The organism is Ralstonia pickettii, from assembly GCF_016466415.2.
Classification (GTDB): Bacteria; Pseudomonadota; Gammaproteobacteria; order Burkholderiales; family Burkholderiaceae; genus Ralstonia; species Ralstonia pickettii.
This window is the reverse complement of record NZ_CP066771.1, coordinates 3,117,892-3,136,768: the sequence shown is the minus strand read 5'-3', so window position 1 is coordinate 3,136,768 and position 18,877 is coordinate 3,117,892. Positions and strand designations below refer to the sequence as shown.

The following is an 18,877-nucleotide window of genomic DNA, read 5'->3' as shown; positions in this document are numbered from 1 at the left end:
TGCATCGCCAACCATGTCCGCCTATCCTTCCTACGTCGACGAACAAGCCACCATGCGCGGGCTGCTGTCAGGCAAGACCATCGCCGTGGTCGGGCTGTCGCCGCGCCCCACGCGGCCCAGCTATGACGTGGCGCGCTATCTGCAGCAGGCCGGCTATCGCATCGTGCCCGTCAATCCGCTGCACGCGGGCGAAGACGTGCTCGGCGAGCCCTGCTATGCCACGCTCACTGAAGCGGCGACGACCCTGGCCGCCGCGGGCCAGCGCATCGATCTGGTCGATATCTTCCGTCGCTCAGAACAGGTTCTGCCCGTGGTGCAGGAAGCCGTGACGTTGGGCGTGGGCGGCATCTGGGTGCAGCTCGGCATCGTGAACGACGAGGCGATGGCCGTGGCGCGCAACGCCGGCATTCCGGCAGTGCAAGACCGCTGCACAAAGATCGAACACTGGCGACTCGGTATTGGCGAGCAAGAATGAATGCTGTACCGATGCCCCGTGAGAGACACGGCGGCACTGCCGCTCCTGCCGTTCGGATTCCTGACCTATCGGGCGATTGAAGCCAGCGCGGCGCGCTACACTTGGGCGGTCATCGCATCCCGCTTACATCATGGCCGTCGATCCGCACATCCTGCAGTTCTACCAACGTCTTGCCGAACAGTTCGGCGCCTTGCCGCCACCTGAAGATGCCGCCGCACAGCGCGCACGATTCGAGGCGATTGCGGCTGTGTCCGATCGTCCCGATCCCGACGGCGTTGAAGTTTCCGATCTCAGCCTGCCGCTTGCCGGGCGCACGCTCGACGCCATCGTCTTTCGTCCGAAGGGTGTGGCAACGCCGCGTTTGCTGGTGTGGTTTCACGGCGGCGGATGGGTGGTCGGCGCACCGCGCACAACGCACCGCATGCTTGCTGCATTGCTGGCGCAGGACACACGTTGCGTCGTGGTGAGTGTCGATTACCGCCTTGCGCCCGAGCACGCGTTTCCCACGCCGGCCGACGATGCACGCGACGCGCTCGTGTATCTGGCGGAGCAGCGCGCGCACCTCGGCTTCGCTCCGGACTTCATCGCGGTGGGCGGCGACAGCGCGGGCGGCCATCTCGCGGTGCAGGCTGCACAGGGCATGCGTCCTGGTCTCGTCAACGCGCAGTTCCTGCTGTACCCCGTCACCACGCCGGCTTTCGGCAGCGAGAGCTACAACGCGTTTGCACAAGGCCCTGGCCTCACACGCGATGAAATGCGCTGGTACTGGGAGAAATACATCGGCGCAGAAGCGCTCGCCAAACCGCTCGCCGAGCAGGACCCACGCATCTTCCTGATGGCGCGCCCGCCAGCCTATACGCCGCCTGATACGGTCGTCATCGTGGCCGCCCACGATGTGCTGCGCGACGACGGCCTGCAATACGCCGACTACCTCGTGCAGCACGGCGCCCAGGTCATCACCATCGAAGCCTCGGGCATGACGCACGCCTTTGCGCGCATCCAGTTCGAGGCAGAGCGCGCACGCGAATGGATGCGCCGCGCGGCGCATGCATTCGTGGGAATGATCAGCGGGGAGTAAGCGAGGGACAGGGCTTAGCGCGTCGGCGTGCGGCGCTGGCGGAACGCAGCGAGCACCCGGCGTGTGACAAACAGCGAGAGATAGTCGTGCACGCTGGCATCGGCGGCCAATGTGCGCATTGTCTGCATGTACTGCTCGCGGACGAGATCGGCCGGTGCGCCGGTGTCCTGTGCGATCTGCTGGATCTGCTCGTCCTGGTCTGCGATGGCGGTGCCCATGATTCCCTCCCGTCGTTGCTTTGGCAGTGACGCGCGGGGCTGTCGTGCGCGGCGAGTCATCACTATAGGAAACGCGCCGGAACAATCCAGCCTTGTTGCAAAGCTTTCAGCGGGCAGCCCGTGCGGCATCACAGCGGTGCTGTTGCTGTTGCAGACACTGCACCGGCGAGGATCATTTCCCCCAGTTCGCGGGCATGCTCTGCAGGCCGATGGCAGCACCCGATACGTCCGTCACGCGGGCCAGCTCACGATACGCAATCGCCTGCACGCGCTCGGGCAACGGCACGAACTTCGCACGCGCGGCCAGCTCGTCGCCGTGGAAGTAACCCCACGTCAGAAACTTCAGCGCGGCCAGCGTGCGCGGGCCCGACGCGCTGACTGCCGGCACGACGATGAAGGTGCCCATGGTGATCGGCCACGTCTCCGCCCCCGGCAGGTTCACCAAGGGCGCGGTAAAGTCGCCCTTGCGGTTCCACGCGCTCTGCATCACGGCCTCGCGGAAGCCGCTCACCTGGGCGCTGACGAAGCGGCCTGCCACATTGCGCAGTTGCACGCCGCTCAGGTCGTTGTCGAGGATGTAGTTGTAGTCGACGTAACCGATGGCGCCGGGCGTGGCCTGCACCGCTTTGACCACATCGCCGCTGCCCTTTGCCGCGGTGAAGCCTGCCGGCCAGTTGATCGTCGACTTGGTGCCGTACGTGCTTTTCCAGTCGGCGCTGACTGCGCTCAGATAGTCGGTGAAGTGGTACGTCGTGCCTGAGCCATCGGCGCGCACGACCGGATGGATCTTCAGCTTGGGCAGCGTCACACCGGGGTTCAGCGCGCGCAGCTCGGGCGCATCCCAGCTCTCGACCTTGCCGAGGAAGATCTGCGCCAGCAGTTCGCCCGTCAATTTGAGTTGACCGCGCGGCACGCCCGGCAGATTCACGAACGGCACCGCACCCGTCACCACCGATGGCACGCAGACGAGGCCCGCCTTGGCGGCGTCCGCGCTGGAGAGTGGCACGTCGGACGCACCGAAATCCACGGCGCCTGCGCGAATGCGCTTCAGGCCTTCCCCCGAGCCCACCGCGTCATAGCTGAGCGTAACGCCTGACGATGCGGCATACCCTGCCGACCAGACACGATAGACCGGCGCAGCGGCGGTCGAACCTGCGCCGCGCACTTCCGCGCGCGCGAGGACCGGCAAGCCCGCAACCGCAACGGCCAGGGCGAAAACAACGTGCTTGAACATGGGGAGACCTGCGGACTGCAGAAAACGCAAAGCATGCGATTGTAGCGACGCAAGTGTGACAACGCGCCATCTCACGCAGATAGAGCCTATCTACAACATGGGGATATGTTGTAAGACGTTCCGCAAACGTTAGGCGGAGTAGGGGGTGGGATCAGCGGTTTTGTTTAAGCCCCGCCGATCCCTCCCTGGCGCCGGATCAGGCGATGGCGCTGGCCTCGTTGGCCTCGCTGGCCTTGATCAGGCCTTCCGCCGTCAACGCTTCAACCACGTGCGGCCGTGCAGCCACCCGGGCCATATACGCCTGCACATTCGGATAGGCGCCCATCGGCAGCGCCAGGATGTTCGTCCAGTTCAGCACCGCAAAGGCGTAGGCGTCGGCCACGCTGTAGGTGTCGGCCAGGTATGGCTGTTTGGCAAGGCGCGCGTCGAGTTCGGCAAAGCGCTTGGCCAGCTTGTCTTTAGCGCCTTGGCGCGTGGCTTCGGGGGTGTCTTTGTACCAGAGCGGGCCGAAGCCTTTATGCAGTTCGGTGCTGACAAAGGCGAGCCATTCGATCACGGCCAGGCGGTGCGCGCTCCCAGGCTTGCCGATCAACGCCTGCGCCGGGTCGAGGTCGGCCACATATTGCAGCAGCGCAGCGCCTTCGGTGTGGCGCGAGCCGTCGGCCAGTTCCAGCAGCGGCACGTAACCGCGCGGCGAAATCGTATAGAAATCCGTGCCGTCAGCAGTGAGGTGCTTGGTCAGGTCGACGGCGGTCAGGTCAAACTGCGCACCCACTTCGCGCAGGGCGATATGCACGGCCAGCGAGCAGGCGCCAGCGGAGTAATAGAGCTTCATGGTCATCGTCTCGTGAACAGGTTGGGAAGCCGCCAACGGCGGCGGTGACGACACTGTAGGATTGCGCCAGTGCCATTGAAATAGGCGGAGCAGCAAATCATGCTTGCACAAACGCAATACCGATTGAGCGCGGCAGACCTTGAGATCGTGCTGGCGATGGTGCGTACGGGCACGCTGGCAGCGGCCGGCGAACGGCTTGGCGTGGATGCCTCCACGGTATTCCGGTCCTTGCAGCGCATCGAGCGCGGGCTGGGCACCACGCTGTTCGCGCGGTCGCGCACGGGTTACTTGGCGGGGGACCTGGCGCACGCGCTCGCGGAACAGGCCGAGCAGGTGGAATCGGCGCTCGAGGCCGCGCGATCGGCGGTGCATGCGGTTCCGGATCAGGTGTCGGGCACGGTACGCATCACCACTACGGACACCATCCTCGTCGGCCTGGTCGCGCCCGCGTTGAAGGCGCTGCAGGCTCAGCATCCGCATCTGCGCTACGACCTCCGGGTGAGCAACGAGTTGGCCAGCCTGACCCGGCGCGATGCCGACATTGCCGTGCGGGCCACGCACCGTCCGCCCCAGCATTTGGTGGGCAAACGCATCGGCTCGATTCGCGTGGGGCTATACGCCGGGCGCGCAAGCGGCATCACCTACGCCGATGTCGAAGCGGGCCGCACGCCGTGGGTGGCGGTCGACGACGCGATTCCCGATCACCCGTCGGTGGGTTGGCGCAAACGCCATTTCCCCAAGGTCATGCCCACGTACTTCGTCAACAGCCTGCTGATCGCGGCCGAGATGGTGGGGATGGGGGTGGGCGTCGGGATCCTTCCCCTGCTGATGGCGCAGGAGCGCCGCGATCTGGTGCCGCTGCGGGATCTGCAAGATGCCAATCAATCGGAACTGTGGCTGCTGACCCATCCGGAATCGCGCCACTTACGGCGGATTGCCGTGGTGTACGGGCACTTGGCGCAGACGCTGCGGTTGCCGTAGGTCAGTTGGCAGCAACGGCCGGTGCGACGGCGGGCTCGTCAGGAATGAGCTCGGCGCGGCGACGCAGATCCTCCGTCGTTTCGCCATGGCCGTCGGGCCGCCAGCCCGGCGGGCGGAACAGGTAACCCAGTACTTCGCTGGCCGATCGGGCCGTCTTGAGGTCGTGCCAGAGCGCACGCCAGTGCGCGAATTCGATCACCAGCAGGTTGTACGTTCGCATCGGGCGCACGAGGCCGTAGCGGCACGGCACGTCTTTGCGTTCGGGGATGTAGGTGCCGAACAGCCGGTCGAACACGATCAGCACGCCGCCGTAATTGCCATCCAGATATTCGAGGTTGGACGCGTGATGCACACGGTGGGCCGACGGCGTGTTGAGCACCCATTCCAGGGGCCCGAGGCGGGGGATCCAGGTGGCGTGAATCCAGAACTGGTACAGCAGGTTGAGCGACAGCAGCATCAGCACGATGCGCGGCGGCATGCCCAGCAGAGGCGCCAGCGCAAAGAACGCGAGCGTGCCGGTCAACCGGCCCGTCCAGCCGAAGCGGTAGGCGGCGGACAGGTTCAGGTCATTCGGCGAATGGTGGATGGCGTGCGTGCACCAGAACCAGCGCACCCGGTGCGCGGCGCGGTGGTACCAGTAGTAGCAGAACTCCTGGCCAAGAAAGCATGCGGCCCAGCCCGTCCAGTGGTCCATCGGCAGCGTCCAGAGACGATGCTGGTAGACCCATTCCAGGCCTTGCGTCCAGAACGCCAGCGGCAGCAGCCAGCGTAGTGGGTACTCGCGTACCAGAAAATCAACCACCGACACGGCGGCAGCCTTCCAGTCGTAGCTACCCAAGCCGTTTCTCAATGACAGCACGATCGCCTCGGCCAGTGACGACACCAGCACGAGCACGACGGCAATCTTCAGGATGGTGAACAGCACGGCCATGGCGCTGGGCTCCCGGCTGCGTAGGGAATGCCAGCGTCGGTACTGCAAACGGTGCCGGGGCGGCAATCGGGGCTGACGCCGGGGTGTCTTACAACGTGTTCAACGCGCCCAAGTGTTGTTGCGGTTTCCGCAGGCGGGGTCGATTTGAAGGGCCTCGTGCATGAGCGCGTGTTTCAACACGATCGATTGCCTGGGCAATCACGCGGGGCTTTGCCTTTTCTCACCCCCATCCTTTCGTGGAAACGGGTTTTGCCGCCTCAAGTTCGCGTGTGCGGTGCCGTAGCAGCTTGAGTGGCCCCCGACAGCCAGCAGTCGGTTCTGGAGGGCGCTACGGCAAATACCGTACGCAGTCAGATTCATGGAAAAGGTTTGGCCTAGAAGAATCATGATCTCCTCTCTCCGCACCCGAATTCTCCTCATCTCATCGGCTACGGTGGTCGGCGCCCTCGCGCTGTCCGGCGCTGCCACCTATTCCATCGTGCGCTCCAACACGATGGAATCGATCGACCAGAACCTGGCTGCCATCGCCAGCGGCAATACGCTCGCCATCGACAAATGGGTCGCGGCGAAGGCGCAGGCCGTCAAGGCCACCGCGGGCGTGATCGAGCATGGTGACCCGCAAGGCTTCGGCAAGCACATGGGCGACGCCAACGGCTTCCCCATCATCACGATCGGCTGGACCGACAAGAGCTTCATCTCCACCAGCGCCACCACGCCGAAGGATTACGACCCGACGGCCCGCCCCTGGTATAAGCAGGCCCTTGCCGCAGGCCAACTGCTCGTCACCAAGCCCTACGGCGACGTGTCGACCGGCGTGCCGTACGTTTCGTTTGCAGCGCCGCTCGTCAAGAACGGCGAAACCACCGGCGCGCTCTCCGGTGCCGTGCCGCTCGACGGCGTGCGCGAGGTGGTGGCAGCGGTTCACCCGACACCGTCGAGCCTGGCCTTCGTGGTCGCCAAGGACGGTCAGGTCATTGCCCACCCCGACGCAAAACTGATGCTCAAGCCGGCCACCGACGTGGCGGCATCGCTGACCGCCGAGACGCTCGCCAACCTGGCCAAGGCGACGTCGCCGCTGGAGGTTGAACTGGCCGGTGCGCCGAAGCTGCTCAAGGCGCAGGCTGTGCAGGGCACCGACTGGTATCTCGTGATTGCGTTGGACAAGGCCGAAGCCACCGCCGGTTTGCGCAACGTCGTCAAGGCGCTGGCCGTGGCCATGGTGCTGCTGACGCTGGCCGCCGTGGGCATCGCCGCGTACTTCACGTCGCAGTCGTTCCGCCGCCTGTCGCAGGTGCGCGATGCGATGGACACCATCGGCTCCGGCGGAGGCGACCTGACGCACCGCCTGCCCGTGGTCGGCAACGATGAAGTCGCCCAGATCAGCGCCTCGTTCAACACGTTCATCGACAAGATCGGCGAAGTGCTGCTGGAAGTGCGCGCCAGCGTCGACAGCATGAAGTCCGCCACGGGCGAGATCGAAGCGGGCAACCGTGACCTGTCCAACCGCACCGAGGTTTCGGCCAGCAACCTGCAGGAAACCTCTGCCGCGTTGACGGAGCTGACGACCAGCGTGAAGAACTCCGCCGATGCGGCCGTGCAGGCCACGCGCCTGGCCAGCGACGCAAGCGAGGCCGCCATGCGCGGCGGCGAAGTCGTCTCCAGCGCCGTCAACACGATGGACGAGATCGCCAAGTCTTCGGCGCGCATTACGGAAATCATTGGCGTGATCGACAGCATTGCGTTCCAGACCAACATCCTCGCGCTGAACGCCGCGGTGGAAGCCGCCCGCGCCGGCGAGAACGGCCGCGGCTTTGCCGTGGTGGCCGGCGAGGTGCGCACGCTGGCGCAACGCAGCGCCACGGCCGCCCGCGAAATCAAGGACCTGATCCAGGCATCGGAGGCCAGCGTGAAGACCGGCGCGCAACGCGTGCAGGCTGCGGGCGCCACGATGCAGGAAATCGTGCAGGGCATCGAGCGTGTCGCGCGCATCATCGGCGAGATCGACGGCGCGATGCATGAGCAAAGCACCGGTATCAGCCAGATCGATCGCAGCGTCGCCGAGATGGACCAGGCCACGCAGCAGAACGCCGCGCTGGTGGAGCAGTCGACGGCTGCATCGTCCATGCTCAACGAACAGGCGCACGGTCTGGCGCGCACGGTTGGGCTGTTCAAACTGCGCAGCGCCTGACGCGTCATCTCCCCCCTCTTCAATGCGCCCGGGCCGGGTGCTCCCTTGCCTGGCATGGAGCCTCGGCAACTTCCCCGCGCCTTTCACCTGTGGCGGACGTTGCCTGACGTCAACGCTCCGCCTGCATGCCAAATGTACTGATTCTTAGTGGCCGCGCGTCGGTGGCGCTCGACCCTATCCGCCGCTGCGCGTTTGCGGTGGGTGTGGGGTCGTCCGTAAGGGCGAGCCGGTTTGCGTACGAGGGGCACGTTCTCGGGAATCGCCCTAGGTCAATGGCTCTGTGTGCCGATGCGACAATCGCCGCGAGCGCGCCAAACGAATGAGCCAATCAACGCGCCACGGATCGCCGCGCCTTTGCGGCGACCGCGTCATGAGGAGCCATCATGCATCGCCATCGTCCTGTTACCGTGATCCGGTCGGTTTCTGCCGCCGCCATCTTTGCCGGCTGCGCCGGCGCGTTTGCGCAAGCGTCGCAACCGGCTGCGGCAGCGGCACCGCCCTCGGCACCGCCGCTCTCGGCGCAGATCATCAACATGGGCGGCATGGCCCCGGACGAGATCGGCCCGGTCATCGCCGAGATGGGTACGCTGCGCACCAAGACGCTGGTGACGGCGGCCAATGGCACGGTGGGCGTCCAGGTCGGCACCGTGGCCAAGCACACGCACACGTACTCCGACGAGATCCAGTATGTGATGTCGGGCACGGCCACCGTCTGGCTCGACAACGCGCCGCGCGAGGTCCGGGCGGGCGATCTGATCGTGATCCCCCGTGGCGTGGTGCACGGAACGCTGACCACCAGCACGGACTTCAAATCGATGGCGATCAAGCTGCCGCCGCAGCGCGCCGGCGATACGCGCAAGGTGCCGTGATATCTGCGCCCTGATCTTCGGCATGTTGGCCTGGGTCAGGTCGGGATAAAAACACCATCCCTTACAATGGCGCCCTCCCAAAGAGTCCATCGCCATGTCCGCACCGCTCGCCAACGACACCTTCCTGCGCGCCCTGCGCCGCCAGCCCACCGACTACACGCCGCTGTGGCTGATGCGCCAGGCGGGCCGCTATCTGCCCGAGTACAACGCCACGCGCGCGCGGGCCGGCAGCTTTCTCGGCCTGGCCAAGTCGCCGGCGTATGCGACCGAGGTGACGTTGCAGCCGCTGGATCGCTACCCGTTGGACGCGGCAATCCTGTTTTCCGACATCCTGACCGTGCCCGACGCCATGGGCCTGGGGCTGTCGTTTGCACAGGGCGAGGGCCCGCGCTTTGCCAAGCCGGTGCGCACGGAAGCCGATGTGGCGGCGCTGTCGGTGCCGGACATGTCGTCTCTGCAATACGTGTTCGACGCCGTGGCGGAAATCCGCCGTGCGCTCGTGCAGGACGGCCGCCAGCGTGTGCCGCTCATCGGCTTCTCGGGCAGCCCGTGGACGCTCGCCTGTTACATGGTCGAAGGCGGCGGCTCGGACGACTTCCGCACCGTCAAGTCGATGCTCTATGCGCGCCCGGACCTGATGCACCGCATCCTGGAGATCAACGCGCAAGCCGTGATCGACTATCTCAACGCGCAGATCGATGCCGGTGCCCAAGCTGTGCAGGTGTTTGATACCTGGGGCGGTGCCTTGGCCGATGGCATCTATCAGCAGTTCTCGCTGGCTTACATGGCGCGCGTGGTGAATGGTATTCGCGCCGGGGCAGACGGCCAGCGCGTGCCGGTCATCCTCTTCACTAAGGGCGGTGGCCTGTGGCTCGAAGCCATGGCCGAGACCGGTGCCGACGCGCTGGGTGTGGACTGGACCGTCAACCTGCAGCTTGCGCGCCAGCGAACGGCAGGGCGCGTTGCCCTGCAGGGCAACCTGGACCCGACGGTGCTGTTTGCTGAACCCGAAGCGATTCGTGCCCAAGTGCGTCGCGTGCTGGAAGACTACGCAGCCCGCGGCGGCAGCGACGGCCACATCTTCAACCTCGGCCACGGCATCTCGCAGTTCACACCGCCCGAAGCGGTGTCGGTGCTGGTGGACGAGGTGCACAGCTTCAGCCGCGCGCTGCGCACGAAAGCGAAGTCACACGGTTGAGATCAATGCTGCGGCGCGATAGCGTTTGAATCGTGCCGCAGCCGTGCGTGAAGCCAGGGGCACGAGTTGAATCTTCGCCGCTTTGGTGCATTAGGGGTGAGTGACTACTTGCGTGCCGGTGGCCCCATCTGGCCCGAAAGGGGTGTCAAGCGATTTATTTCGTGCTTTCTGGTGCGTAACCCGGCTGTCAAGACTTGACTTATGCACAAAGCTGTCGCGGCTGGTTCTTTCCGCGGCGCAACAGGGAAGGCTGTGTGCACCCAACGCATAAGTGTTTGATTTTTCTGAAAGAAAGGCGTGTGCGCGTAAATCGTGCAAGCTAGAAAAACGGTGAGTCCATTGGCCTTCGCAGAGACTGCAGGCGACTTTTCAACAAAGTTATCCACAGGCTATGTGGATAGCCCGGAAAACGGTCGCCGATCATGGCGCCAAGCCACAAACCTCAAGTAATACTTGAACATCGAACCGGCCACGGCAATGGCTGTAAAGGCAAGGTGAGATGGGCAAGACGCATTTTCCAGGTGCAGGATCCGCCGCTGCATCGCAACATTCCCTTTGCAATTCAACCGTTTGCGCCTTGCATGACCACGTCCCAAGTCGACGCCGCGTTTTCTGATGCCAAGGTGTCGGCCCCCATTGCTCGCGTGGTGATTGATACGCCGCTCGATGCGGTGTTCGATTACCGGTGTGGGCAGCCCGTGCTGCCGGGGCAATTGGTTGTGGTGCCGTTTGGCAACCGGCGTGTGGCGGGGTTAGTCGTCGAAACCGCCGCGACCACCGATGTGCCGCAAGAAAAGCTGCGCGATGTCGAGCGGGTGCTCGACTGGGTGCCGCCGCTCGACGCCGAATGGCGGGCCCTAGCCGAATTTGCTGCCGGCTACTACCACCGCGCGCTCGGCGAAGTGACGTTACCGGCGCTCCCGCCGCTGTGGCGAACCCCGGGCAGTTGGGACAGCCTCGCCCGGCAGGCCACCGAAACCGTCTACGTGATGTTTGAACCGGCCCGGGCAGCGTTGCTGGACAGCATTCCGAAACGTGCGTCCGGCGCCATGCGATTGGCCGAAGCGCTGACCGGCGATGGCGAGCTGTCCACCAGCGCTGCTGTTGAACTGCACGGGCAAGCCGTCGCCAAGCTGCGGGATTGGACGTCCGTCGGCTGGCTGCGCGCAGAACTGCGGCCGAAGGCGCTGTTGCCGCAACCGCTCGAACTGCCACTGCCTTCCATCGCACCCGCACTGAACGAGGAACAGACCGCCGCCGTGGCAGCCATTGCCCAGGCGGGGGCGGCCGGCAACTTCAGCCCGTTCCTGTTGTACGGCGTCACCGGCAGCGGCAAGACCGAGGTTTACCTGCACGCCATCGCCGACGCCCTGGCGCGCGAGCCCGCCGCACAGGTCCTGATGCTGGTGCCCGAGATCAACCTGACGCCACAACTGGAGGCGCGCATTGCGGCGCGTTTTCCCGGTGTGCCCATGGCGGCGCTGCACAGTGGTCTGGCCGAACAGCCGCGTGCGCTGAACTGGCTGGCCGCCCATCGCGGTGAGGCGCGCATCGTGCTCGGCACGCGGCTGGCGATGCTGGCCTCGCTGCCCAAGCTCGCGCTCATCCTCGTCGACGAGGAACACGACACGTCGTACAAGCAGCAGGAGGGCCTGCGCTATTCCGCACGCGACCTGGCGCTATGGCGCGCCAAGCAGCGCAACATCCCCGTCGTGTTGGGCTCGGCCACGCCGTCGCTGGAGACCTGGTGGCGCGCGGAGCAGACGCCCACCACGCGCCTGACGCTCTCGCGGCGCGCGCAGGCCGAAGCGGTGCTGCCCCGCGTGTCGCTCATCGACCTGAATCTGGAGCGCCGCGCCGGGCGCCAGATTCGCGATGGGCTGTCCAAGCCGCTTGTCGATGCGATTGCCGATCGCCTGGCGCGCGGCGAACAGAGCTTGCTGTTCCTCAACCGCCGTGGCTACGCGCCCGTGCTCTCGTGCGACGCGTGCGGCTGGCTCTCGGGCTGTCCGCGCTGCTCGGCGTACCTGGTGCTGCACAAGCCCGAACGGCGCCTGCGCTGTCACCACTGCGGGTACGAATCGCGCATTCCGCATCACTGCCCAGACTGCGGCAACGTCGACATCGCGCCGCTCGGGCGCGGCACGCAGCGCATCGAAGAGACGCTCGGCGAGCTGTTTCCGCAGGCCCGCGTCGCCCGCATCGACGCCGATTCCACGCGCCGCAAGGGCAGCGCCGAAGCGCTGTTCGACACCGTGCACGAAGGCAGCGTCGACATCCTGATCGGCACGCAGATGGTCGCCAAGGGGCACGACTTCCAGCGCGTGACGCTGGTCGGCGTGGTCGCCCCCGACCCCTCGCTGTTCTCGCACGATTTCCGGGCCGGAGAGCATCTGTTTGCCTCGCTGATGCAGGTGGCCGGCCGCGCGGGCCGGGCGGGCCTGGCGGGCGAGGTGCTGATTCAGACGCGGTATCCGGATGCCCCGGCGCTGCAGGCGCTGGTTCGACATGACTACGATGGTTTCGCGCGCCAGTTGCTGCGGGAACGCAAGCAAGCCGGGCTGCCGCCGTTTGCCTATCAAGCCCTGCTCACCGCCGAGCACAAGGAAGTCGCGCGGGCGCTTGAATTCTTGAGTGCTGCGCGCTCGGCAGGTGAAGCCTTGGCTGCTGAATCGGGTGCGCCAGTGTTCTTGCATGACCCGGTGCCGATGACGATGGTGCGGCTGGCCAACCGCGAGCGGGCGCAGTTGCTGGTGGAATCGGGTTCTCGCGCGGCTTTGCAGAAGCTTTTGACGGCTTGGACTGAGGGGTTTGCGGGGATCGGCAAGACCGTGAAGGGGGTGCGGTGGCAGTTGGAGATTGATCCTTTGAGGATTTGATCCTTTGAAGATCTGAGCATTTAAGGGCTGAGGGTCCACCTCCCTTTCGATCCCTGCCGGGACCGACTCACTTTTCTTTGTCTTGCCAAAGAAAAGTAAGCAAAAGAAAGGCGCGCCCGAGATGGCGAAAGCCTCCTTGAATTTCCGTAACCGGGCGGAGGCGGGGAAAACTCGCTGCGCTCAGACAGTTCCCCGCCTTTTTCCGCCCGCTTACGAAAATTCAAGGCGCCATCAAGGGCTCAACGTCAAAAGAGAAAGGCCAACCCATCGCGAGGTTGGCCTTTGTCGTTTGGGTCGGCGTCGCGATGGTTTGGCTGTTGTCCTTTGACTTTCCCTGCCCTATGCGGCGCCTTGAATTTCTGTGAGCGGGCGGAAAAAGGAAGGAGGCCTGTCTTCTTTGCTTACTTTCTTTGGGCAAGACTGTATGGACCGGGGACATAGGTGACAGGTGTGCGAGGACATGGTTGACACATGTCAGCAGTCATCGGGCAGGTTCAGATCGATACGGCCAAGGTGTTGGTGAACGAAGTACAGATCGAATTGATCCCTGTGTTTAGGGTCGGGGCGCAATGCCACCGGCAAGCCGTGCAGGGCATTGGAGAGCTTGAAGCGCCAACTCCTGAAGCGTAGCTCCCCATTCCATCCGACGTTGAGGACGATGTCCTGCGGGCTGTACTCGATCGGTGCCAACGTAGACGGATACGGTCGCGGGCTGGGCCGGTAGCGTGTGATGGGCGTGGCCAGGTCGATGGCCTGGTGCGGGCGCTCGCAGTTATAGACGGTGCGCCAAGCATCCAGCGCGTGCTGGACCGCGTCGCAAGAGGCGAAGTAGCGCCCGGCCAGGGCCTCGGCCTTGAGCGTGCGGTGGAAGCGCTCGTCCTTGCCGTTGGTCTGCGGGTGGGCGGGGCGGCTGTAGCTCAGGCGCACACCGAGGCGGATGAGCCAGACGCCCAGGCCCGTGAGTTGCCCCGGCCGGGTGGGACTGCCCCAAGGTGCGCCGTTATCGGCGTTGATGCGCAGCGGCAGCCCATAGCGCTCGAAGGCCTGGCGCAAGTGACGCTGCACGACCGCGCTCTGCGTCTGCGTGCAGGCCGCCAGCACCAGGTTGAAGCGGGAGTGATCGTCGATCACGGTCAGCGGCGAGCAGCGCTGGCCGTCGGCCAACGCGAACCCGCCCTTGAAATCCATCTGCCAGAGTTGGTTCGGTTCAGCGTGCTCAAAGCGCTGCCAGGGCGTGGAGGCGTCTGAGGCTTCGGGTGCAATCAACCCATACCGATGCAGGATGGAGGTCACGGTGCTGGGCGCCGGTACATCACTCCAGCCCAAGTCGGCCAAGCGGCGGCTGATCTTGCGCCCGCCCCACGCAGGATGCTGCTGGCGTAACGCGATGACGGCCTGTTCAAGCTCGGCCTCGGTACGCATCGGGCTGTGCGAGGGACGGCGCGTCCGGTCAGCCAGTCCGGCGTCCCCCGACTCAACGTAACGAGCCAGCCACTTGTAGCCGGTTTGCGGGCTGATGCCGAACCGCCGACACAGCTCGCGCCGGTTACAGCCTTCCTGCCGGGCCAATAGAACGAATTCCTGACGAAGGCTCATGGTGTCTCGTGTGCTCCAGGGCATGGCCTGACCTCCGAGCGAATGTGCCGCTCAAAGTGTCAACCATGTCCTCGCACACCTGTCACCTATGTCCCCGGTCCATACACAAGACCAAAGAAAGTGAGTCAGCCCCGGCAGGGGATGAAACAAGAGATGCACCAAAAGCAAAAAAAACCGCCCACCCAACAATAAAAGTCGCCCAAAAGTCCCCCAACCGCCTCTGCGGTTGCACCACCATCTACCCATTTCGAACCAAGGGGTTTCACTAGGTTGCACCTTCAAGACTCCCGGGCGTATGATCCGCCCAATTTGCCGGCCACAAGCCAGGCAATGGCAGCTCTGGATAGGAACCCACATGGCTACAACCACCCTCGGGGTCAAACTGGACGATGCTTCGCGTGAACGCCTCAAGCGCGTTGCGCAGTCCATTGACCGCACGCCGCACTGGCTGATCAAGCAGGCGATCTTCACGTATCTGGACCAAGTGGAGCGGGGGCAGCTGCCAACTGATGCAAACGGCACGGCGGCGGATGGCCTCCCGTCCGCCGCCGCAGCCGTCTCGGACGTGCACGAGGGTGACGAGCCTGCGGTGCAACCGTTCCTCGAATTTGCGCAAAGCGTGCAACCGCAGTCGGTCCTGCGCGCTGCCATTACCGCCGCCTACCGTCGGCCGGAAACCGAAGCCATTCCGATGCTGCTGGAGCAGGCCCGCCTGCCGGGCGCGCTCGCCTCGGAAGCCAAGCAACTCGCACGAGACCTCGCCGGCAAGCTCCGCACGCAAAAAGTCGGCACCGGCCGCGAAGGTCTGGTGCAGGGTCTCATCCAGGAATTCTCGCTGTCGAGCCAGGAAGGCGTGGCGCTGATGTGCCTGGCTGAGGCGCTGCTGCGCATTCCCGACAAGGCCACGCGCGACGCGCTCATCCGCGACAAGATCAGCAACGGCAACTGGCATTCGCACCTGGGCCAGAGCCCGTCGCTGTTCGTGAACGCCGCCACCTGGGGCCTGCTGCTGACGGGCAAGCTGGTCGCCACGCATAACGAAGCCGGGCTGTCGAAGGCGCTCACGCGCATCATCGGCAAGAGCGGCGAGCCGCTGATCCGCAAGGGTGTGGATATGGCGATGCGCCTGATGGGCGAGCAGTTCGTCACCGGCGAAACCATCTCTGAAGCACTGGCCAACGCGCGCAAGTTCGAGGCCGAGGGCTTCCGCTATTCCTACGACATGCTCGGCGAGGCCGCGATGACGGAGGAAGACGCACAGCGCTACCTCGCGTCGTACGAGCAGGCGATCCGCGCGATCGGACAAGCCTCGGGCGGGCGCGGCATCTACGAAGGGCCGGGCATCTCGATCAAGCTGTCGGCGCTGCACCCGCGCTACAGCCGCGCGCAATACGACCGCACCATCAACGAGCTGTATCCGCGCGTGAAGGCGCTGGCGATGCTGGCCCGCGAATACGACATCGGCATCAACATCGATGCGGAAGAGGCCGACCGCCTGGAGCTGTCGCTCGACCTGCTGGAGCGCCTGTGCTTTGCGCCCGAGCTAGCTGGCTGGAATGGCATCGGCTTCGTGGTGCAGGGGTACCAGAAGCGCTGCCCGTTCGTGCTCGACTACATCATCGACCTAGCCCGTCGCAGCAAGCATCGCCTGATGATCCGCCTGGTGAAGGGCGCGTATTGGGACAGCGAGATCAAGCGCGCCCAGGTCGACGGCCTGGAGGGCTACCCCGTCTACACGCGCAAGGTCTACACCGACGTGTCGTACCTGGCCTGCGCGCGCAAGCTGCTGGCCGCGCCGGAAGCGATCTTCCCGCAGTTCGCCACGCACAATGCGCACACGCTCGCGGCCATCTACCACATGGCCGGCCAGAACTACTACCCCGGCCAATATGAATTCCAGTGCCTGCACGGCATGGGCGAGCCGCTGTACGAGCAGGTCGTCGGAAACAAGCCGGGCAAGCTGAACCGCCCGTGCCGCATCTACGCGCCGGTCGGTACGCATGAAACGCTGCTGGCCTACCTCGTGCGCCGTCTGCTGGAAAACGGCGCCAACACCTCGTTCGTGAACCGCATCGCGGACGAGTCGATTCCTCTGGACGACCTCGTCGCCGACCCGGTGGCGGTGGTGGAAAAGATGCACGCCGATGAAGGGACGCTCGGCCTGCCGCATCCGAAGATTCCGCTGCCGCGCGCCCTTTACGGTGACGTTCGCGCAAACTCGTCGGGCATCGACCTGGCGAACGAGCAGCGCCTGGCGTCGTTGTCGTCCGCCCTTCTTGCCGGCACCAGCACCGTCTGGACGGCCGAGCCGACCATCGGCGATGCGCCTTACGTGGGGGGCCCATCGCAACTTCGGCAGCCGGTGCGCAATCCGTCGGACCTGCGTGACGTGGTCGGCCACGTGACCGAAGCCACCGAAGCCGATGTGGATGCCGCGTTGTCGGCCGCCGCCGCTGCCGCCCCGATCTGGCAAGCCACGCCGCCCGAGGCACGGGCCGCACTGCTCGATCGCGCAGCAGACCTCATGGAAGGCGAGATGCAGCACCTGATGGGGCTGATCATTCGCGAGGCGGGCAAGACGCTGTCCAATGCGATTGCCGAAGTGCGCGAAGCCGTCGATTTCCTGCGCTATTACGCGGCGCAGGTGCGCGGCGGGTTCTCGAACGACACGCATCGCCCGCTGGGCCCGGTGGTCTGCATCAGCCCGTGGAACTTCCCGCTGGCGATCTTCACCGGCCAGGTGAGCGCTGCGCTGGCTGCAGGCAACCCGGTCCTCGCCAAGCCCGCTGAGCAGACCCCGCTGATCGCCGCCCAGGCTGTGCGCATCCTGCGCGAAGCCGGCGTGCCGGCCGGTGCCGTGCAACTGCTGCCGGGCCGCGGCGAGACCGTCGGCGCCGCGTTGGTGAAGGACGTGCGCACCAAGGGCGTGATGTTTACCGGCTCCACCGAAGTCGCGCGCATCCTGCAGCGCACCCTGGCCGGGCGCCTCGATGCCAACGGGGCGCCGATCCCGCTGATTGCCGAGACCGGTGGCCAGAACGCGATGATCGTCGATTCGTCGGCGCTGGCTGAGCAGGTGGTGGCCGATGTGCTGTCGTCTGCGTTTGATTCGGCAGGCCAGCGTTGCTCGGCGCTGCGCGTGCTGTGCCTGCAGGATGACGTCGCCGACCGCGTGCTCGCGATGCTCAAAGGTGGCATGGCCGAGCTGGCGATGGGCAATCCGGATCGTCTCGCCACCGATGTCGGCCCGGTGATCGACGCCGAAGCGCGCGACAACATCGTCGGCCACATCGAAGCGATGCGCGCCAAGGGCCGCCGTGTGCATCAGGCACCGGTGCCGGCCGCATGCGCGCACGGCACGTTCGTGCCGCCGACGGTGATCGAACTCGACAGCCTGTCGGACCTGACGCGCGAGATCTTTGGCCCCGTGCTGCACGTGGTGCGGTGGAAGCGTTCGGCGGACAACACCGGTTTGACGAAGCTGATCGAGCAGATCAACGGTACGGGCTACGGGCTGACGCTGGGCATCCACACGCGTATCGACGAGACCATCGCGCACGTGGTAGACCGCGCGCACGTGGGTAACCTGTATGTGAACCGCAATATCGTCGGCGCCGTGGTTGGCGTGCAGCCGTTCGGTGGCGAAGGCCTGTCGGGCACGGGCCCGAAGGCCGGCGGCCCGCTGTATCTGCTGCGTCTGCTGTCGACGTGCCCGCAGGACGCAATGCGCACCGCGCTGCAACTGACCGCAGGCGCGGGTACGGAGGTCGATACCGATGCGCGCCGCGCGCTGCTGGCGCCGTTCGATGCGCTGACGGAATGGGCTCGCAAGCAATCGCCGGAACTGGCCTCGCTGTGCGAGCGCCTGGCTGCAGCCTCGGCCACGGGCGCCACCGCCACGCTGCCCGGCCCGACCGGCGAGCGCAACACCTACACGCTGTTGCCGCGCGAAGCCGTGCTATGCGTGGCGGCCGATCCGGCGGATTGGCTGCGCCAGCTCGCCGCCATCCTGGCTGTCGGCAGCCTGGCCGTTGTGCAGGAAAACCCTGCCATCGAAGCAGTACTTCGGGGCTTGCCGGCGGCAGTACAATCGCGCGTCCGCGTGGTCGGCTCGACCGACGAAGCGGCGTTTGATGCGGTGCTGCATCACGGCGATTCGGACCATCTGCGCGCCATCTGCGAAGGACTGGCACGGCGTGCCGGCCCGATCGTGGGGGTGCAAGGCCTGCCGCATGGCGGGGAAGGGCTGGCGCTGGAGCGCCTGCTGATCGAGCGTTCGCTGTCGGTCAATACGGCCGCCGCGGGTGGCAACGCCAGCCTGATGACCATCGGCTGACGGGGAGCACGAGCAGGATTCGCGGTTCCATGCGCACGACGGGTGCGGATGGGATGCGA

General features: G+C 65.5%; 13 protein-coding genes. 8 read left to right on the top strand and 5 right to left on the bottom strand.

The annotated features are described in order from the left end of the window. Window positions 1-13: 13 nt before the first annotated feature. A complete protein-coding gene (locus tag RP6297_RS14815) occupies window positions 14-475 on the top strand; it encodes a CoA-binding protein (protein WP_009239563.1) in 462 nt (153 codons plus the stop codon). A 130-nt stretch (window positions 476-605) separates the two neighbouring features. Further along, window positions 606-1,553, top strand: a complete 948-nt coding sequence (locus RP6297_RS14810) for an alpha/beta hydrolase (RefSeq protein WP_009239564.1) — start codon at window positions 606-608, stop codon at window positions 1,551-1,553. 14 nt (window positions 1,554-1,567) lie between these two features. Here RP6297_RS14810 and RP6297_RS14805 read toward each other — a convergent pair whose 3' ends face one another. The 3 genes from RP6297_RS14805 to gstA form a co-directional block, all read right to left on the bottom strand. After that, window positions 1,568-1,771: a DUF3562 domain-containing protein gene (locus tag RP6297_RS14805; RefSeq protein WP_009239565.1), complete on the bottom strand. Its 204-nt coding sequence runs from the start codon at window positions 1,769-1,771 to the stop codon at window positions 1,568-1,570. Window positions 1,772-1,943: 172 nt separating this feature from the next. Further along, complete coding sequence (gene pstS, locus RP6297_RS14800) at window positions 1,944-3,005, bottom strand: phosphate ABC transporter substrate-binding protein PstS (RefSeq protein ID WP_009239566.1); 1,062 nt, start codon at window positions 3,003-3,005, stop codon at window positions 1,944-1,946. A 196-nt stretch (window positions 3,006-3,201) separates the two neighbouring features. Beyond that, the gene (gstA, locus tag RP6297_RS14795; protein WP_009239567.1) at window positions 3,202-3,840 is read right to left on the bottom strand and encodes a glutathione transferase GstA; all 639 of its coding nucleotides are present in this window, start codon (window positions 3,838-3,840) and stop codon (window positions 3,202-3,204) included. Between the two features lie 99 nt (window positions 3,841-3,939). Between gstA and RP6297_RS14790 the strand changes: the two genes are divergently transcribed. Further along, a complete protein-coding gene (locus tag RP6297_RS14790) occupies window positions 3,940-4,821 on the top strand; it encodes a LysR family transcriptional regulator (protein ID WP_009239568.1) in 882 nt (293 codons plus the stop codon). 1 nt (window position 4,822) lies between these two features. Here the strand turns inward: RP6297_RS14790 and RP6297_RS14785 are convergent, their stop codons facing one another. Further along, a complete protein-coding gene (locus RP6297_RS14785) occupies window positions 4,823-5,752 on the bottom strand; it encodes a sterol desaturase family protein (RefSeq protein WP_009239569.1) in 930 nt (309 codons plus the stop codon). Between the two features lie 385 nt (window positions 5,753-6,137). On the opposite strand from RP6297_RS14785, the gene RP6297_RS14780 reads away from it, so the two are divergent. The 4 genes from RP6297_RS14780 (at window position 6,138) to RP6297_RS14765 (ending at window position 12,886) form a co-directional block, all read left to right on the top strand. Beyond that, the gene (locus tag RP6297_RS14780; protein ID WP_037028119.1) at window positions 6,138-7,940 is read left to right on the top strand and encodes a methyl-accepting chemotaxis protein; all 1,803 of its coding nucleotides are present in this window, start codon (window positions 6,138-6,140) and stop codon (window positions 7,938-7,940) included. Between the two features lie 383 nt (window positions 7,941-8,323). Then, window positions 8,324-8,809 (top strand): cupin domain-containing protein, encoded by a 486-nt coding sequence (locus tag RP6297_RS14775; protein WP_009239571.1) that lies wholly within the window; start codon window positions 8,324-8,326, stop codon window positions 8,807-8,809. A 94-nt stretch (window positions 8,810-8,903) separates the two neighbouring features. Next, window positions 8,904-10,007, top strand: coding sequence for a uroporphyrinogen decarboxylase (gene hemE, locus RP6297_RS14770; RefSeq protein ID WP_009239572.1), 1,104 nt, complete (start codon window positions 8,904-8,906; stop codon window positions 10,005-10,007). Between the two features lie 581 nt (window positions 10,008-10,588). Next, the gene (locus RP6297_RS14765; protein ID WP_009239573.1) at window positions 10,589-12,886 is read left to right on the top strand and encodes a primosomal protein N'; all 2,298 of its coding nucleotides are present in this window, start codon (window positions 10,589-10,591) and stop codon (window positions 12,884-12,886) included. Between the two features lie 474 nt (window positions 12,887-13,360). On the opposite strand, the gene RP6297_RS14760 is transcribed toward RP6297_RS14765, so the two are convergent. Next, complete coding sequence (locus RP6297_RS14760) at window positions 13,361-14,506, bottom strand: IS481 family transposase (protein ID WP_009239574.1); 1,146 nt, start codon at window positions 14,504-14,506, stop codon at window positions 13,361-13,363. 331 nt (window positions 14,507-14,837) lie between these two features. Between RP6297_RS14760 and putA the strand changes: the two genes are divergently transcribed. After that, window positions 14,838-18,818 (top strand): trifunctional transcriptional regulator/proline dehydrogenase/L-glutamate gamma-semialdehyde dehydrogenase, encoded by a 3,981-nt coding sequence (gene putA / locus RP6297_RS14755; RefSeq protein WP_009239575.1) that lies wholly within the window; start codon window positions 14,838-14,840, stop codon window positions 18,816-18,818. Window positions 18,819-18,877: the final 59 nt, after the last annotated feature.

Coding starts and splice junctions, on each gene's coding strand:
- RP6297_RS14815 (WP_009239563.1), top strand. CDS start 14: ATGTCCGCCTATCCTTCCTACGTCGACGAACAAGCCACCATGCGCGGG.
- RP6297_RS14810 (WP_009239564.1), top strand. CDS start 606: ATGGCCGTCGATCCGCACATCCTGCAGTTCTACCAACGTCTTGCCGAA.
- RP6297_RS14805 (WP_009239565.1), bottom strand. CDS start 1,771: ATGGGCACCGCCATCGCAGACCAGGACGAGCAGATCCAGCAGATCGCA.
- pstS (WP_009239566.1), bottom strand. CDS start 3,005: ATGTTCAAGCACGTTGTTTTCGCCCTGGCCGTTGCGGTTGCGGGCTTG.
- gstA (WP_009239567.1), bottom strand. CDS start 3,840: ATGAAGCTCTATTACTCCGCTGGCGCCTGCTCGCTGGCCGTGCATATC.
- RP6297_RS14790 (WP_009239568.1), top strand. CDS start 3,940: ATGCTTGCACAAACGCAATACCGATTGAGCGCGGCAGACCTTGAGATC.
- RP6297_RS14785 (WP_009239569.1), bottom strand. CDS start 5,752: ATGGCCGTGCTGTTCACCATCCTGAAGATTGCCGTCGTGCTCGTGCTG.
- RP6297_RS14780 (WP_037028119.1), top strand. CDS start 6,138: ATGATCTCCTCTCTCCGCACCCGAATTCTCCTCATCTCATCGGCTACG.
- RP6297_RS14775 (WP_009239571.1), top strand. CDS start 8,324: ATGCATCGCCATCGTCCTGTTACCGTGATCCGGTCGGTTTCTGCCGCC.
- hemE (WP_009239572.1), top strand. CDS start 8,904: ATGTCCGCACCGCTCGCCAACGACACCTTCCTGCGCGCCCTGCGCCGC.
- RP6297_RS14765 (WP_009239573.1), top strand. CDS start 10,589: ATGACCACGTCCCAAGTCGACGCCGCGTTTTCTGATGCCAAGGTGTCG.
- RP6297_RS14760 (WP_009239574.1), bottom strand. CDS start 14,506: ATGCCCTGGAGCACACGAGACACCATGAGCCTTCGTCAGGAATTCGTT.
- putA (WP_009239575.1), top strand. CDS start 14,838: ATGGCTACAACCACCCTCGGGGTCAAACTGGACGATGCTTCGCGTGAA.